The following is a 16,111-nucleotide window of genomic DNA, read 5'->3' on the forward strand; positions in this document are numbered from 1 at the left end:
TTCGAAAGCTGCTATATAATTTTAAGGCAATATTTTATGAAACTGACCGTTCCATAACCAATACTAAATGTAGCGAGGTACAAGACCGATGAGTGGAAACGCGATTGAAGTGAAGGAACTGCGCAAAACCTTCAAGGTTCAGAAGAACCGCGAAGGACTGAAGGGCGCATTTCTGGATTTGTTCAAGCGGGAATATAATGAAGTCGCCGCGGTAAAAGATATCTCGTTCAGCATCCCGCAAGGGGAAATCTGCGGATATATCGGAGAGAACGGGGCGGGGAAGTCAACCACGATCAAAATGTTGACCGGGATCTTGGTCCCCACCTCCGGGCATCTCACCGTCGGGGGCTATGTTCCTTACGAGGAGCGGGAGAAGTTTGTGCAGCATATCGGCGTGGTGTTCGGACAGCGGAGCCAGCTCTGGTGGGATATCGGCGTGATTGAATCTTTTCAGCTGCTGCGAAAAGTGTACAAGGTATCGGAGCCGGACTTTAAACGGCGGCTGGATGAGCTGGTCGAGCGGCTGCAGCTCCAGGATTTGCTGAACCGGCCGGTTCGCAAACTGAGCCTGGGCCAACGGATGCGCTGTGAACTGGTGGCGGCGCTGCTTCACAATCCGTCGATCGTCTTTCTGGATGAACCGACGATCGGTCTGGATATCGTGGTGAAATCGGAAATCCGGGAATTCCTGAAGGATATGAACCGGGATCACGGTACGACGATTTTGCTGACGACCCATGATTTGCAGGATATCGAGGCGCTGTGCTCCCGGGTCATTATGCTGGATGACGGCAAAATCATTTACGACGGCGGGCTGGAGGAACTCAAAAACCGCTGGGGAACCGGGCGCGAAGTCCAGTTCCAGTTCGGTACCCCCACAAGGCTGGAACAGCTGAAAAGCTGGACCCAAACCCTGCCGACGCTCGCCTGGTCGGCCGAGAACGAGCTGGAAGCCAAGGTCTGGATTCCGCTGGAGATCAACGTATCCGACGTTCTCGGGCAGGTGGTAAGCAAGGCGGATATTACCGACATCAAGATTATCGAGACCAACACGGACGATATCGTCAGAAGCATCTATCAATCCGGAACGGCGGAAAAGAAGCCGGATGTGACGATCCGCGAGGACGAGGGCGTGGTGGCGACCCATGTTTAACGGTACCGGCGGCGCTTATCTCGATTTTATCCGGATCCGGTTTCTTACCATGCTGGCCTACCGCGTCAATTACTATACCGGCATTTTGATTTACACCTTGAATATCGGGGTTTATTACTTCACCTGGAAGGCCATCTACGGCGGCGGTGGGGAGTTGGGCGGTTTTTCGGCTTCGCAGATGACGACGTATCTGGCCGTATCCTGGATGGCCCGGGCGTTTTATTTCAACAATCTGGACCGGGAGATCTCCACGGATATCCGCGACGGCAGCATTGCGATTCAGTTTATCCGGCCCTATAACTATCTGATGGTCAAAATGATGCAGGGCTTCGGCGAAGGGCTGTTCCGGTTTATGCTGTTCATGATTCCCGGGATGGCGATCGCCATGCTGTTCTTTCCGGTGAAACTGCCGACCGCGCCGGAGGCGTGGGCCGGATTTCTCGTGATGCTGTTCTTCAGCTTTCTGATCAATTCGCAGCTTAACATCATCACCGGACTTATGGCTTTTTTCGTGGAAAATAACGAAGGCTTTATGCGGATGAAGCGCGTGGTCGTCGACCTGTTCTCCGGGTTGATTATCCCGATCAGCTTATTCCCCTCATGGCTGGGAAGCATCATGGAATTTCTGCCGTTTCAGGCGATCACCTATTTGCCGGGTTCCGTGTTCACGGGCCGGATTCAAGGGGTGGGGATCTGGAATGTGCTCGGCGTACAGGTCCTTTGGTTCGTGCTGCTGCTGATTCCGATGGTCTGGCTGTACCGGGCTTCCCGGAAGCGCCTGTTTGTGCAGGGAGGTTAAGTGGATGTCTTACTATTTTGGCTTAATTGGCGAGTATTTGAAAAACTACATCAAAACCCGGATGACCTACCGGGCCGATTTTTGGGTCGAAGTTATCTCCGACCTGCTGTTCCAGGTGACGAACCTGATCTTTATTTTCGTTATTTTTATGCACACCGACAGTCTGGGCGGCTGGAGCCAAAGCGAAGTGGTGTTCGTGTACGGGTTTTTTATGGTGCCTTTCGGGATTTTCAGCTGCTTCGTCAACCTGTGGGGATTTAGTGAACGCTATATTGTCAAAGGCGAGATGGACCGGGTGATGACCCGGCCGGCGCATAATTTGTTCCAGATTTTCTTGGAAAATGTCGACCCGTCGGCCCTCGTCGGCTCGATCATCGGCATCGTCATTATGGCCGTCAGCGGCGCCCAGCTTGATGTGGCGTTCGAATGGTGGACGATTCCGGCGTTGATTATCCTGACGATCAGCGCGGTGGCGATTTACACCGGGATTTATACGGCTCTGACGTCGCTCTCGTTCTACTCGGACGCGCCGACGGGCATCTTGCCGTTGATGTACAACGTGCAGGGATACGGGCGCTATCCGGTGACGATTTACAACCGTGCCATCCAGGTGCTGCTCACTTGGATTATGCCGTTCGCCTTTGTCGGCGTATACCCGGCATCCTTGTTCCTCGAACGGGAGGAGATGCGGAACATGGCGTTCCTTACGCCGTTAATGGGCGCGATCTTTTTTGCGATCGGACTGACGGCGTGGAATTACGGGGTGCGCCGCTACCGCGGGGCAGGCTCTTAGATTAAATGGAAAAAGCTCGGGAAGGTCTTCCCGGGCTTTTTTTGCTAGTGGAACTCTAAAGAAATAGATGTAATTTCGCACCAAATGATTGCAGCTTTATTTAATCGGCGTAAGCAGGTTTTCCTAGTTGGGCAGGGATAATGTTCCAATTTGTCGAAATCTTTTAGTGAAAGGAGATGGACGATGTTGTCCGATACAAATTTATTTGCCCCGTACATGGCGCTCACTTTGTCTTTAGGCCACCTCCGCACCAAAGACGAAGTCAGAAACGTATTCTTGGCCTTAAAAAGCGGCATGGATGAGGATCCCCGGCTGTTGGTTTTCACCAAGGACGAAACGAAACAGATTATCCTTGCCGGAGCCGGCAAGCAGCATCTGGCCGATACCGTAAGACGCCTAACCGATCGGTTTGATGTCGAACTGAAGGCTGAGGCGCCACAAGTGCTGTACAAAGAAACATTCGCTCGACCATTTGAGGCGGAGGGGCGGTTTAATCGACAATCCTCAAGCCCGGCACGTTACGGTCACTGCTGGTTAAGGTTCGAACCTTTGCCGAGAGGCGGCGGTTTTGAATTTGTCAACCAAATTCAGGATGAAGAGATGATCCCTCTCCAGTTTGTTCCTTTTGTAAAGAAAGGGCTTGAACGTAGCATGACCCGGGGATATGCAGGCGGTTTTCCGGTTGTCGATTTCAGAGCCACCTTGTTTAAAGGCTCTTATCATGCAACGGATTCCAGCGCCATGTGCTATATGGTCGCGGCGACGATAGGATTCAAGCAAGCCATCCAGCAATCGGATCTCATTATACTCGAACCTTTCATGCAGGTTGCATTCGAAGGTACCTCCTCGGATCAACTTCCTTTACTGATCGAGGCGATTCGCTCGAGTAGGGGGAGAAGTGAAAGTCTCCAGCCCAACGGGGGAGGATGGAGGGGATCCGTGGATATTCCTCTTAAGGAGTTAGACAACTTCTCGAACGACTTGACTTGTATTTTTAAGGAAGTACAGAAGCTCGAGGTACAATTCGCCTACTATGACCAAGTTCCCGATCATCTAATGGAGTCGATTATAAGCAACTCCATCTTTATAGATGCTTATTGCGATAATCTGGATTATTTGGACCAGACGATCGATTCATTTTGGGGGCAATGAAGAAGCATGTATAGTCTGAAAGTACATAAGGAAGTTATCCAATTACTTAAGCTATGCCTGTATGCCGGTTCAAATCAGGCGGAACGGATTGTTGGACAGTACGGGGAAGATCCGACCAGCGAATTGTTGGGGATCGATGAGGGGGGCGAATTGGCGGGAGTGATGGCGTTCAATTTTAACGCTTCCAACCTTCCAACTCCAAAAAGATGCAAATGTGCAGGTATTTAGGCCGACCTCCGAGGTAATTTGGAAAAAGATGCAAATATGCAGGAATTTCATGTTATCAAGGTTGTCTGACGGGAAACCAGACTAGATCTTATGAAAAAATTGTAAAAAGGATGTGTTTATGATGCAAATGCAAAATAATCTGCCGACAGAGCCGCCTAACCATTCTAACTTGGGAGTCTCCGGATTGGGGGGCTGGCTGGTTTTGGTTCAAATTTCTTTATACGCTACGATTCTGATGCTTTTAGCAAGAATACGGGAATATGTCTCCGGCTTTTTGTTAAATCCGGAAAGTTGGTCGGTTCTTACCACGCCTTCTTCACCCGCATATCATCCGCTATGGGGACCTGCCATTATTTTCGAAGCCGTATACTTCGTCTCGATGTTCATATTTTGTATTATGATTCTGATCATGTTTTATAGCAAAAAAAGAGTTTTGCCCAGGCTAATGATCATAGCTTATAGTGCCGGATTATTATTCGGTATCATTGACACTGTTCTAATTTTCCAGATTCCGATGCCGGCAGGAATGTTGGACGTCAGCTCAATCAGAGAAGTAGTGAAATCAGCCATCATATGCGCTATCTGGATTCCCTATTTCTTGAAATCGGAAAGAGTAAAGAACACATTCATCTGGTAATTCATAAGACTGGCTTACTAGGAAAGGAGATCGAGCGATTGAAGATTTTCAGTTTCGGTAAAGATCATGCCCACCCGATTTCGAATTTCGGCAGCAAGGATGCGTTTTTTACGAAGATGGTCAAACATGACAATACGGTACATCTGGGATGCGTCCACATCGGACAAGCTGGAAATTTAGGCGCACACGAAGCGCCTGTCGATCAATTGTTTATCGTTATCCAAGGAAAAGGATGGGTCAGCGGAAAAGAGGGAGTAGCGTACGAAATTCAAGCGGGTTACGCGGCGTTCTGGGAGGCCGGCGAAGTCCATAGTTCGAGATCGGAACAAGGCATGACGGCTATGATTTTGGAAAGCAGCGGGCTGCTGCCCCAAATGAATGAAATTAACTGGTGTGAACAATAGAGTCCGGAAAGGGGGAGACGATGACGATGTTTGAAAAAAAACGCCATGTGCGAATAGCCGCTGAAAGTTGGGTCGAGGATCCGGAGGACGCCCATGTGGATGTGGTCGTCACCTTTCCCGATGCGACCACATGGATAGCGGATTTCTATACTTATAAATGTATAGAGTCTATCAGGGAGGACCATAAGGTAAAAGGGCATGGCCTGAATGGTGCTTACTGGGCCGCATCCAAGGTTGTATTGGTCGATCGGGTCACCCGCGAACGGATTGAACAGATCGTTGACGAGTTGATTGAAAAAGGGACTTTTTCATATGCGTTCGAGTATTTGGGAGCTGTAAATGAACATGCTCTCCAGACTTACGGCTATCCTGCGGACTTTTTTGACGAGAATGCCAAAATGGACCCTTCCTATGTGAAATGGTTTGCCGCAAACCTGGTGCAGATGCTGGAACAGACGGATCATGAGACCAGAACGGCTGTTTTGAAAGAGTTTCTTGACATTTTCGGAGAGAAGGAGCGGAACCGACGTGGAGATCTTTAAACAAATTCCATTATACAGATTTTTGACGTTGTGCAATGAAACGGGATTGAAGAAGGAAATATTGGATTGCGGAGCGGGAGGAGACATGCCCCCTTTGAGCCTGTTTCATTCCCACGGATACTCGACCTATGGAATTGAACTAAGCGAGCGTCAAATTCAGCTGGCGAATGAATTCGCCGATCAACGCGGACAGCAATTGAATATCCGGCAAGGAGACATGCGAAAACTTCCCTTCGCGGATGAAGCTTTCAGTTTCGTGTATTCCTATAATTCCGTTTTTCATATGAGAAAGAAAGATGTGCGAATCGCCGTCGAAGAAATGAAACGTGTTCTGAGAAGGGGCGGGCTTTTGTTCGTCAACTTTCTCAACATCCATGATTTCCGGGTTGGCGAGGGGATTGATCTGGGAGAAACGCAATATGAACAATTTGAAGACGGGGAGAACGTCATACACTCGTATTACGAATATTTTGAGGCGGACCCTTTATTTTCCGATATGGAATGCTTATATAAGGAATACCGGGTTCTTGAACGGGATTTCGAGGGCAACCGAATCAGGCAGGGGTTTGTCGATTATATATTAAGAAAAAGTTGAGCGACCGCGATCATATCGGGAATATCATTAGGGGTACTGCTAAACGTTAAAGGCGGTTGAGAGAATCCATCATTATCCGGAAAGGCGGCGTACGGGATGACCATACCTTTGCTATCCACCAAATTACTTATCCCCCCGGCCCGGCCCAACACCGTGGTGCGTTCGCGCCTGATGGAGCGGTTAAATGCGGGCATGCATCGCAAGCTCAGCGTTGTTTCCGCATCCGCCGGTTATGGGAAAACGACGCTGATCAGCGAATGGGCTCGCCGCTGCGGCAGGCCGATCGCCTGGTTGTCATTGGATGAAGGGGATAACGATCCCGCTCGTTTTTTTGCCTATCTGAGCGCAGCCTTGAAATTCGCCGGGCCGAAATTTGAAGGTGCCGCTTTTGGCTTGCGGCAGTCTCCCATGCCTGTGCCTATCGAATCGTTAATGGCCTCCTTGCTTGAAGAAATAGGCTTCATCTCGGATCCCTTTAACCTCGTGTTCGATGATTACCACGTCATCCGGGACGGAACGATCGAAAAAATGGTCGCTTATTTGATCGAATATATGCCGCCGCAGATGCACCTCGTGATTGCGACCCGTGAAGAGCCGCGCCTGCCATTAGCCAGATGGCGAGTCCGGGACCAGCTTACCGAACTGCAAACCGCCGAACTGCGGTTTTCGCGGGAGGAAGCCGCCGAATTTATGCGCAACACAACGGGATCAATGCTTTCACCCGCGGATCTCGGCGTGCTGGAATCCCGGACGGAAGGATGGGTTGCCGCGCTTCAACTGGCGTCTCTAACATTGAGGGGGCTTGAGGATCCCGCCGCTTTTATCCGCTCTTTTTCGGGCAACCATGCCTACATCGTCGACTATCTCCTTGAAGAAGTGTTTCAGCGGTTAAGCGGTGAGGTACAAACCTTCTTACTCCGTACTTCCATCCTTGATCGACTGTCCGGTCCTTTGTGCGAATCCGTTCTCGGCAGCCGGGCTGACGGGGGAGGCGATGCCCTCACCGTTTCGGGACAAAATATGCTGGAACGCCTTGAAGCGGCTAATCTGTTGATCGTACCGCTGGACAATGAACGGCGTTGGTACCGGTATCATCAGCTTTTTGCGGAACTGTTGCAAAAGCGGCTGCAGGACAGCGTCGCATCCAACGAGCAGCATGGACGTGACGGTGTGGCCGGGCTGCATATCCGCGCAAGCCTATGGTATGAAGAGCAGGGAATGGAGCTTCAGGCTTTTCAGCATGCCGTCGCCGCGGCTGATACGGGGCGTGCCGCCCGGCTTTTGGAGGGAGAGCGGATGCCGCTGCTGTTTCGCGGAGCGGTAGCCCCCGTACTGAGTTGGCTTCATTCGCTGCCCGCCGAAGAAATGGATGCGAGACCTTCGCTCTGGGTGATGTATGCTTCCGCGCTGCTTATGACGGGACAGATGAACGAGGCGCGCCGGAAACTGGAGGCAGGCGAATCGGCTTTGCAAAATGCCGAAGCAGATGAAAGATCCCGAGATCTGATCGGACACATCGCTTCCATTCGAGCCACGCTGGCCGTGAGCGCTCACGAAGCCGAAACGATCCTGGCGGAGTCGCTCCGCGCTCTGGAATGTCTGCATCCGGATAATATACCGGTGCGGGCGTCCGCCATCTGGACGCTCGGATATGCATACCAGCTCCAAGGGGACCGTCGCGCGGCGGGCAAGGCATATGCCGAGGCGTTTTCGCTAAGCCGGTCGATCGGACATTCGATGATTGCCATGATGGCTGCGTTGGGATTAGGTATGATCCAGGAGGGCGACAACCGGCTTCATGAAGCGGAGGAGACCTATTTCAACGTGTTGAAATGGGCGGGAGAACCTCAACCGCCGGCGGCTTGCGAAGCTCACTTGGGCTTGGCCCGCATAAGCTACGAATGGAATGACCTGGATCGCGCAGCTCAGCATGCCGCGCTGAGCATTCGCCTTGCCAGGAGATTCGATCAATCGGACCGGGTTGTGGCGGGCCAAGTGGTTCTCGCGCAAATCAAGCTCGCTCAGGGGCAAGCGGCCGAAGCGGAATCCATCTTAGCGGAAGCGGAGCAAACCGCCCATTATCAAAACTTCGAAACCCAGCGGCCGGCCATAGCCGCCGTACAGGTTCTGGCGCTGCTGCGCCGGGGAAATCGGGTCCAGGCCGCTCATCTGGCGCGGAAGCAGAATGAGCGGTACAGCCTGATCCGCGTGTTCCTCTCGCAGGGGGAGGCAGACGCCGCATTGAAGGAACTGGAACCGCTGGAACGGGAGGCCGAGGAAATGGGCTGGGAGGACCGGCAGTTGAAGATTAAAATCCTGAAGGCGGCCGCGTTGGAAGCCTGCGGCGACCGTCCCAAAGCGGTGGAGCAACTCACGGCCGCCTTAACGCTGGCCAGGCCTGGGGGACATCTGCGTAGTTTTATCGATGAGGGCCTTCCGGTGTACCGTCTGCTGTGCATTGCGGCGGGGAATTCCGCCGAATTGGCCGATTTGAGAGCGGCTTTTGAAGGCGAGGTGCTGCCCGTCTACAAACCTATCAACACGGCGTATGCGAAGAAGGCCACCGCGCCTTTGATCGAGCCGCTGAGCGAGCGGGAACTGGAGGTGCTGCGGCTGATCGCCCAAGGCCTTTCAAATCAGGAAATCAGCGAGCGGCTTTTTATTGCGCTGCCTACTGTGAAAGGGCATAACCGGGCTATTTTTGACAAACTGCAGGTAAAACGCCGGACGGAGGCGGTCGCACTCGCTCGAGAGCGGGGACTTCTGTAATATTGACTTTTAAAACCATACTTTAGTATCTATAATCCCGTCCCGCAAAAGTATATACTTCTTGAAAAAGTGCGATGGGGGAAAATCGATGAAAGCGATGGTTTGCACCAATTACGGATTGCCCGATGTACTTCAGTTGGCGGAGGTTCCGAAACCCGCTCCCAAAGATGGTGAAGTGTTGGTCAAAATACACGCGGCAACGGTGGCGTCCGGGGATTTAAGGGTTCGCAGCTTTACTAGTCCTTGGCTGTTCTGGATTCCGATGCGGTTATTTTTGGGTCTGAGAAGACCTAGAAAAGCGATACTTGGCGTCGAACTGGCCGGGGAAATCGAGCGGGTCGGAAAAGGGGTCACGCGATTTAAGCAAGGCGATCGGGTTTTCGCTCTAACCGGGATGAGGTTCGGGGCTTATGCGGAATACACCTGTGTGCCCGAAGGCGGCGTAATCGCTCCGAAACCGGCCAATGCCACGTATGAGGAAGCGGCAGCCGTTCCGATGGGAGGAACCAACGCCTTGTATTTTTTAAGGAAAGGCCAGATCCGGAGCGGACAAAACGTCCTCATTTACGGGGCATCCGGTGCGGTGGGAACGATGGCTGTTCAATTGGCAAAATATTTTGGCGCGGATGTGACCGGTGTGTGCAGCACGGCTAATTTGGAATTGGTGAGATCATTGGGTGCCGACAGAACTCTGGATTATACGAAAGAGGATTTTACGAAGCGCGGGGAGCGTTATGATCTCATTTTCGACGCTGTCGGGAAACTGAAAAAAAACCTCTCAATCCAGGCTCTGAAGCCAACCGGCAAGTATGTGACAGTAGAGGGGCAAGGGATGTCCCAGGTCAAGCCGGACGATTTGGAGTTGATACGAGAACTCATGGAATCGGGAAAAATAAAAGCGGTGATCGACAGGCGGTACGCGTTGGAACAAATCCCCGAGGCACACAGATATGCCGAAACCGGACGCAAAAAAGGAGCCGTTATTATTCAAATTGGTCGAGCCGATGAAAAGTAACGATACTCAAAAAGCACCGATTGCCGCAGTGGAGCAGCCGGTGCTTTTTGAAGTTTGAAGTTTGTTGCGATTACTGTTATTGTGCCGTATAGCCGCCGTCCACAAACAAAGAGGTGCCGGTGACAAAGTCGTTTTCGCACAGAAAGACGATCGCGTGCGCGACTTCTTCCGGCGTTCCAAGCCGCCCGATCGGGTGCCGCGCGACAAGCCCGTCATAAAAATCCCCAAGCGCTTTCTTGTTGACCATCCCCGTTTCGATGTAGCCGGGACAGACGGCATTAACGCGGATGTTTTGTTTTGCGTATTCGAGGGCAAGGCTTCGGGTCATCGTGACCACCGCCCCTTTGGAGGCATTATAGGCGAACGCGCCCGCTTCACCGACATGGCCTAAGATCGAAGCGGTATTCACGATCGAGCCTCCGCCGGACTTCAGCATCTCACGGATCGCGTACTTGGATCCGAAAAAGACGCCATCCTGATTCACCGATATCACCTTCCGGTAATCTTCGTACGTCAATTCATGCGTAGCGGCCAACACGCCCACCCCCGCGTTATTGACCATGATATCCACTTTTCCGTATTTGCCGACGGTTTCCGACACGAGTGTTTCCACGGATTTTTCGTCAGCCGCGTTTACTCTCAGAAACAGGACATCCGCACCTTTGTCCTTTAACTTTTGCTCTACCGCTTTTCCGCCGGCTTCGTTAAAGTCGGCGATGACCACCTTCGCTCCTTTATCCACGAAGGCTTCCACCGTGGCCAGACCGATCCCGCTGGCGCCGCCGGTCACGACGGCGATTTTTTGCTGTAAGCTAGTCATGGCATATCCCCTTGTTTTGAATTGGTTATTCCCGCCTTATTATTCCAAGCGGCTTTGCAGGCTATGTACGGACACTGCGCCGATATTCGCCCGGCGTTAAGCCCGTCATTTTCTTAAACACCGTACAGAAATGAGGGTAGTTCATGAACCCTACTTTTTCGGCGATCTCATAGTTTTTGAATTCCGGCCGCAGCAGGTAATCTCGAGCCTTTTGAATGCGCAGCATCGTGAGAAAGTCGAGGAAGTTATCTCCGGTTTGCAGCTTGAAAAGATGGCTCAGATAGCTCGGATTCATATGGATATGTTCGGCTACCTTTTGCAGAGTCAAATTTTCGCCGAGATGGTTATGAATGAAGGAAAGCGCCTTCTGAATGTCCGGATGCTTGTTGGCCTGACGGCCGGCGACCGGTTTCGGCAGTTTGCCGAGCACGGCTTCAAGCTGGGCGTTCCAATGCTCCAGCGTGTCGCTGTATTCCAACTGCATCCATTCCTGGCGGGTAAGGGGGAGAGCCAGCCGCTCCAACAGCTCGATAATATTCGCTTTCAACTTGGAAGGACGCGGACGCTTCTCCCGCACAAAGGCTTGAAGCGATTGGAGTCCTTGAATGCGCCCCTCGACCTCCTCCATGGACCATTGGGACAATAGTCTTTCCGTCAAGATCTCCCAATCGTAGTCGCTATCATGCCGCCATACCACACGTTGATAGTCGTGGTGGAAATGAAGCGTTCCGCGGTTGTCATAGAATTGGATTTCCAAGGTTTGCAGCGCCTGCGAGATTCCTTGCTTGAGCAGGGAAAGTTCGGGAAAAACCGGGCTAATCCCGCAGAGCAGCGTGGTGTTCAAAAATTTACGAAACCACTGGTTAAGCGCATGGTAGAGTCCGTGGATTTGCGTTTCAGCTTCGGCTTTGCTCGCAGTGGCCGGCCTTTGCACAAGGATGAACGCCTCTCCGTTGATGTGGGGGAGGACATCGCCCACGACCTGCTCACTGACGATTTCATAGATCGCCTGGTTCATCGTAAAGCAGATCAGCGAATGATCGCTTTCCGGGTACTGGGCAAAGAGGGATGACCGCTGCGCCAGGCGCACGCACAGCACGTAAAACGGGGCCCGGCCCAACCTGCCGTTGTCACCGCGAATCAAGTTCTCCGCTTCCGCCGAATAGTTGAACACACCGCGGCGGATTTGCTCCAGCATATGCCGGCGAATCTCCCAAATATGCTCCTTTTGCAGGCGGTCGCCAAGCAGGGCCCGCCGCTTCACTTCCTTCTGCTGGATCACCGCGTCCTTACAGCGTAGAAGTGTTTTTTCGATTTCTTCGATATTCATCGGCGTTTTCAGCAAATAGTCAAGCGCGCCGGCCGACAAAGCCTGACGGGCATACTGAAAATCCTTGTGGGCGGTCAAAATCGCAAAGCGAATATCCGGGAAATCCCTGGACAGTTCGGCCATCAATGCGAAGCCGTCCATGACCGGCATGGTAATGTCGGTTACGACCAGATCCGGTTGATACACGGCGCACCGCTCCAAAGCTTGCTTGCCGTTCACCGCGGTGGCGACGATCTCCATGCCTAGCGCACCCCAGCGGATATCGTTGCAAAGAGCGTCCAGCACCATATATTCATCATCAACGAGCAGTACTCGCAGCATGTTCGTCTCCTTCCTTCGGCAGATTCATCTCTGGAATACGAACGGCCGGAAGCCGGATCGTTACGGTCGTTCCTTCGCCTTGGGCACTATGAACGGAGAGGCCGTAATCCGGACCGTAATGGAGCTGCAGCCGTTCGTGAATATTTCTGATCCCCAAGTGATCATAGGCTTTGCGGCTCTCTTTAGCACCCGACGAGAGCAGTGAGCCGAGCCTCGCTTCGGGGATGCCGACGCCGTCGTCGGATACCTCAAGCACAACGAAGGCCTCATGTTCTACGCGTCCGGTCAACACGATCGTACCGCACCGGTCATCCGCCAGAATGCCATGAAAAATCGCATTCTCAACAAGCGGCTGAAGTGTCAGCTTAGGTATCGTAAAGGCGCAGACGCTATCTTCCAACTCAACTTCCAATGAAAATCGGCCGGGATAGCGCATGGACAATAAGTACGCGTAATGCTCCACGCCTTGGATCTCCTGGCGGATCGGCACGATTTCGTCGATTTTGTCCAAGTGGAAATGCAGCATTTCCACCAGGCTGGTTATCATGCGGTCCACGTCGTCGGTGTCTCCTCGCCGTACGAGATAACTGATCGAGTTCAGGGTGTTGTACAGAAAATGCGGTTGAATTTGCGCTTGCAGCACCTTCAGTTCGTATTGTTTTTTGCTCGTTTCACTCTGAAGCAGTTCGTCCATCAGACCTTTTATTTTCTGCACCATCAGGTTGAAGCTATGGACAAGGATACCGATTTCTCCGCGGAACGGCAGGGTAATGCGTGTCTGGAAGTCCCCCCGGCTGACCTTTTTCATTTGGCGGATCAGCATATAAATCGGGCGGGAGACGTAGCGGGACAAGTAATAGGAAATGATGAGAGAGAGCATAACGCCGATCAATCCGACCAAGATGGAATAAAAGCGAATTTTCTCGATGCTGCTGTAGAGCTCCTCTTCGGGCAAAACGGCCATAATCTGCCAACCCCAGTTATTGTTCCGGGCCCGCGAGATAAACCAGCTGTTCCCGCGCTCATCCCGGTAGTTCCATTCCCGGCGGTTCGTGTCCGCCAGGCGTACAAACGAAATGTCCTTGACAAGATATTCGTCTTGAAAGGCGTTATAACCCACTAGCGAGTGATAAATGGAAATCGGCCGAAAGTCGCGGCTGACGACCAGCAAATCTTCCGTTTGCGAGAAGTTCCAGCGGCCGTAGCTGGATAAAATGTTCTGGAGGTCCAGGTCTACGGCCAGTACGCTGACGTACCGTCCATCCTTATCGTAGATGTTGACGCCTGCGGTGACGGTGTGGTCCGAAACGTCGGATACATAAGGCTCCGACCAATAGATCTGATCGCTCATCACCACGGCTTTGTAGATATCCGCGGCCATGCGGTGCCCTTTAATGTCCCATAAATAGTCCGACGTGCCGATGATCTTCAAATCGGGACGGATGATATACATATTTTTCAGATCCTGATTCCAGTACATGCGATAGCTCTCCATCAGCTTGATCGCTTCTTCTTCCGTAGCGGACAACAGTCGCTCGTCCCTGGATAATGCCAGCAGATTGCCCTGAAGCGTTTTCATAAACAGGTTCAAATGAACCTCCGTCCGCTCCAGCAAATTTGCGACATAACGGGTCTGCTGGGTTTTGAACGTATCCATCATAAAATTTTGCGTTAGATACCAGATCAGGACAATCAATCCGGCCATTCCGCAAAAACTGATCCAAAAAATCTTAATGCCGATCCCCATAACTTTAACGTTAGCCATCAACCATGCTCCTTAAGCAGGAAGTTGTTTAATTGTAACGCGAGTCTGTACGGCGAACCTTCGAAATCTTTGGATAAACGTTCGTATCCTTTGGAAATTTAGCATCCACATTGCACCACTATTATAACAAAATAGAAACAAGAGATTGACGAGAGGAGTGGGTGAATTGGCCATTCATTTAAAGCGCCTGTTTTTGTTGGCGTTGCTGCTGGCGAGCGCGGGACTGCTCGCGTCTTGTTCGGATTCCGCGAGGGAGGAACCGCTGGTTGTTTTGGAGGTGGACCGATGGTATCCGTATAACGTGGAGTTTCCCGATCCGCAGGAAGATTTCATTCTGCAGACGATCCGCAAGCGGTTGAATATCGATTTAAGATTCAACTTCTCGACCGGAAGATCGCAGGATTGGAGGACAAAGCTGGCATCTCGCGTGGCTTCGGGCGATCTGCCGGATATGATCTATTTTTTCAACATGATGGATTACCGGACCGCCCGCACGCAGGGGTATCTCATTCCGCTAAATGAAGCCTTGAAGTCGGGAGATCTGCCGGAACATCTGGATTATATCACTTCCGATATGCTTCGTACCATTTCGGATGACAGAGGGGAGTATTACGGGATTCCCAATCGGACCGGACCTGCCGTGGAGGGCTTATTCATCCGTAGAGATTGGTTGAACGCCCTTTCGCTTGATGCGCCGCGAACCGTTCAGGAGTTTGCCGAGGTCGCCGAGGCATTCGCAAAGGAGGATCCGGACGGAAACGGGAAAGACGACACCTATGGTTTTACCGCTGGGGGCTGTATGAGCTGCCAGGATTTTTGGGAACTCCTCTCGGCCTTTACCGGCAATACGTCTCCGGATGAATATTTGCTGGACGGACAGCTGAAAGGGGGCTGGACCAGTTCCGAATACCGGGAATACCTGCTCTTTATGAACGGACTGATGCAGAGTGGCGCCCTGGATCCGGACCTGGCGACCAACGACTCCAATACCAAACGGGAAAAGATCGTGCAGGGGCAGGTCGGTATTTTTCACTACACCGGTTACCCGTCCGAGCTGATTCAGGAAATGAAGGCGTATAATCCGCAGGCGGATATCGCCTATTTACCGCCATTGGTAGGACCGGCCGGAACCGGTTCGCATTGGCCGACGATCCACGTTCCCACGACCGTAGGTATCACGGAAAAAGCGGGGAAGTCCCCGGAAAAAGTCCGAAAGATTATCGAGCTTATGAACTGGTATTACAGTGACGAAGGGCGGGAACTGATTCTTTACGGTAAAAAAGGCGTCAATCACGTTCGGCAGGAAGGCCGGAAACGGCTGCTCGAAGGAAAACAGAATGAGTATCTGGAGGTATATAGTCTGATCGGCGAGCGCAGTCTGTTTCTGGACGATGAAGAGGTAATGCGAGCCATGTTCCCGGATGAGCGGCAGTTCGAGGTTGTTCGCAGCATGATACAAAACGGCGGCAAGCGGGGATCGGTATACTCGATGGGATATGCGATGGAGCGTGCCGAATTGATCGACGATCTTAAGCTATTCCGCGAGCAAATGGCGGCCCGATTCATTTACGGGAATGCCCCGCTGGACGACAAGGGCTGGAGCGATTATGCGGATAAGCATGATCACGCTTATAACGGCTACACGGTACGTGAGGCGATGCTGAGCGATTTGCGGAAAGGCGGGTATTTATCGACCCACAAAGAATAGAAAGCGTTTCCCAAAGGATTTGAAATCAAGTTCCTTCCCTTTTTTTCTATAATGACTCGTGAACAAATGCATTCAACCAC

General features: G+C 52.0%; 15 protein-coding genes. 12 read left to right on the plus strand and 3 right to left on the minus strand.

Going from position 1 to position 16,111, the window contains the following annotated elements; translation table 11 throughout:
• Positions 1-88: 88 nt before the first annotated feature.
• The 11 genes from LBW89_RS21120 (at position 89) to LBW89_RS21170 (ending at position 10,087) form a co-directional block, all read left to right on the plus strand.
• The gene (locus tag LBW89_RS21120; protein WP_225040230.1) at positions 89-1,153 is read left to right on the plus strand and encodes an ATP-binding cassette domain-containing protein; all 1,065 of its coding nucleotides are present in this window, start codon (positions 89-91) and stop codon (positions 1,151-1,153) included.
• Positions 1,146-1,952: an ABC transporter permease gene (locus LBW89_RS21125; protein WP_225040231.1), complete on the plus strand. Its 807-nt coding sequence runs from the start codon at positions 1,146-1,148 to the stop codon at positions 1,950-1,952. Before LBW89_RS21120 ends, LBW89_RS21125 begins: the two co-directional genes overlap by 8 nt.
• Before the next feature lie 4 nt (positions 1,953-1,956).
• Complete coding sequence (locus LBW89_RS21130) at positions 1,957-2,745, plus strand: ABC transporter permease (protein WP_225040232.1); 789 nt, start codon at positions 1,957-1,959, stop codon at positions 2,743-2,745.
• A gap of 183 nt (positions 2,746-2,928) precedes the next feature.
• Positions 2,929-3,897 carry a hypothetical protein gene (locus tag LBW89_RS21135; RefSeq protein WP_225040233.1) on the plus strand — a complete coding sequence of 323 codons (969 nt, stop codon included), beginning with the start codon at positions 2,929-2,931 and terminating at the stop codon, positions 3,895-3,897.
• 6 nt (positions 3,898-3,903) lie between these two features.
• Positions 3,904-4,125: a hypothetical protein gene (locus LBW89_RS21140; RefSeq protein ID WP_225040234.1), complete on the plus strand. Its 222-nt coding sequence runs from the start codon at positions 3,904-3,906 to the stop codon at positions 4,123-4,125.
• A gap of 118 nt (positions 4,126-4,243) precedes the next feature.
• Positions 4,244-4,762 carry a DUF2569 domain-containing protein gene (locus tag LBW89_RS21145; protein WP_225040235.1) on the plus strand — a complete coding sequence of 173 codons (519 nt, stop codon included), beginning with the start codon at positions 4,244-4,246 and terminating at the stop codon, positions 4,760-4,762.
• A gap of 38 nt (positions 4,763-4,800) precedes the next feature.
• A complete protein-coding gene (locus tag LBW89_RS21150; RefSeq protein WP_225040236.1) occupies positions 4,801-5,166 on the plus strand; it encodes a cupin domain-containing protein in 366 nt (121 codons plus the stop codon).
• Positions 5,167-5,192: 26 nt separating this feature from the next.
• The gene (locus tag LBW89_RS21155; RefSeq protein WP_225040237.1) at positions 5,193-5,708 is read left to right on the plus strand and encodes a hypothetical protein; all 516 of its coding nucleotides are present in this window, start codon (positions 5,193-5,195) and stop codon (positions 5,706-5,708) included.
• Entirely contained in the window at positions 5,695-6,303 is a 609-nt protein-coding gene (locus tag LBW89_RS21160) for a class I SAM-dependent methyltransferase (RefSeq protein ID WP_225040238.1), read from the plus strand. Before LBW89_RS21155 ends, LBW89_RS21160 begins: the two co-directional genes overlap by 14 nt.
• Before the next feature lie 96 nt (positions 6,304-6,399).
• A complete protein-coding gene (locus LBW89_RS21165; protein WP_225040239.1) occupies positions 6,400-9,072 on the plus strand; it encodes a LuxR C-terminal-related transcriptional regulator in 2,673 nt (890 codons plus the stop codon).
• A gap of 88 nt (positions 9,073-9,160) precedes the next feature.
• Positions 9,161-10,087: an NAD(P)-dependent alcohol dehydrogenase gene (locus LBW89_RS21170; RefSeq protein WP_225040240.1), complete on the plus strand. Its 927-nt coding sequence runs from the start codon at positions 9,161-9,163 to the stop codon at positions 10,085-10,087.
• A gap of 76 nt (positions 10,088-10,163) precedes the next feature.
• Here LBW89_RS21170 and LBW89_RS21175 read toward each other — a convergent pair whose 3' ends face one another.
• The 3 genes from LBW89_RS21175 to LBW89_RS21185 form a co-directional block, all read right to left on the minus strand.
• A complete protein-coding gene (locus LBW89_RS21175; protein WP_225040241.1) occupies positions 10,164-10,907 on the minus strand; it encodes an SDR family NAD(P)-dependent oxidoreductase in 744 nt (247 codons plus the stop codon).
• Positions 10,908-10,968: 61 nt separating this feature from the next.
• Positions 10,969-12,558, minus strand: coding sequence for a response regulator (locus LBW89_RS21180; RefSeq protein WP_225040242.1), 1,590 nt, complete (start codon positions 12,556-12,558; stop codon positions 10,969-10,971).
• Positions 12,536-14,323, minus strand: a complete 1,788-nt coding sequence (locus tag LBW89_RS21185) for a sensor histidine kinase (protein ID WP_225040244.1) — start codon at positions 14,321-14,323, stop codon at positions 12,536-12,538. Before LBW89_RS21185 ends, LBW89_RS21180 begins: the two co-directional genes overlap by 23 nt.
• 166 nt (positions 14,324-14,489) lie before the next feature.
• Here LBW89_RS21185 and LBW89_RS21190 point away from each other — a divergent pair, with 166 nt between their 5' ends.
• Positions 14,490-16,031, plus strand: coding sequence for an extracellular solute-binding protein (locus LBW89_RS21190; RefSeq protein WP_225040246.1), 1,542 nt, complete (start codon positions 14,490-14,492; stop codon positions 16,029-16,031).
• The last annotated feature ends 80 nt before the right edge of the window (positions 16,032-16,111 follow it).

This window comes from Paenibacillus sp. alder61 (assembly GCF_020179875.1).
Lineage (GTDB): Bacteria > Bacillota > Bacilli > Paenibacillales > Paenibacillaceae > Fontibacillus > Fontibacillus faecis.

Bases quoted from the DNA above. Each gene is read 5' to 3' on its own strand.
- LBW89_RS21120 (WP_225040230.1), top strand. From the start codon at position 89: ATGAGTGGAAACGCGATTGAAGTGAAGGAACTGCGCAAAACCTTCAAG.
- LBW89_RS21125 (WP_225040231.1), top strand. From the start codon at position 1,146: ATGTTTAACGGTACCGGCGGCGCTTATCTCGATTTTATCCGGATCCGG.
- LBW89_RS21130 (WP_225040232.1), top strand. From the start codon at position 1,957: ATGTCTTACTATTTTGGCTTAATTGGCGAGTATTTGAAAAACTACATC.
- LBW89_RS21135 (WP_225040233.1), top strand. From the start codon at position 2,929: ATGTTGTCCGATACAAATTTATTTGCCCCGTACATGGCGCTCACTTTG.
- LBW89_RS21140 (WP_225040234.1), top strand. From the start codon at position 3,904: ATGTATAGTCTGAAAGTACATAAGGAAGTTATCCAATTACTTAAGCTA.
- LBW89_RS21145 (WP_225040235.1), top strand. From the start codon at position 4,244: ATGATGCAAATGCAAAATAATCTGCCGACAGAGCCGCCTAACCATTCT.
- LBW89_RS21155 (WP_225040237.1), top strand. From the start codon at position 5,193: ATGTTTGAAAAAAAACGCCATGTGCGAATAGCCGCTGAAAGTTGGGTC.
- LBW89_RS21165 (WP_225040239.1), top strand. From the start codon at position 6,400: ATGACCATACCTTTGCTATCCACCAAATTACTTATCCCCCCGGCCCGG.
- LBW89_RS21170 (WP_225040240.1), top strand. From the start codon at position 9,161: ATGAAAGCGATGGTTTGCACCAATTACGGATTGCCCGATGTACTTCAG.
- LBW89_RS21175 (WP_225040241.1), bottom strand. From the start codon at position 10,907: ATGACTAGCTTACAGCAAAAAATCGCCGTCGTGACCGGCGGCGCCAGC.
- LBW89_RS21180 (WP_225040242.1), bottom strand. From the start codon at position 12,558: ATGCTGCGAGTACTGCTCGTTGATGATGAATATATGGTGCTGGACGCT.
- LBW89_RS21185 (WP_225040244.1), bottom strand. From the start codon at position 14,323: ATGGCTAACGTTAAAGTTATGGGGATCGGCATTAAGATTTTTTGGATC.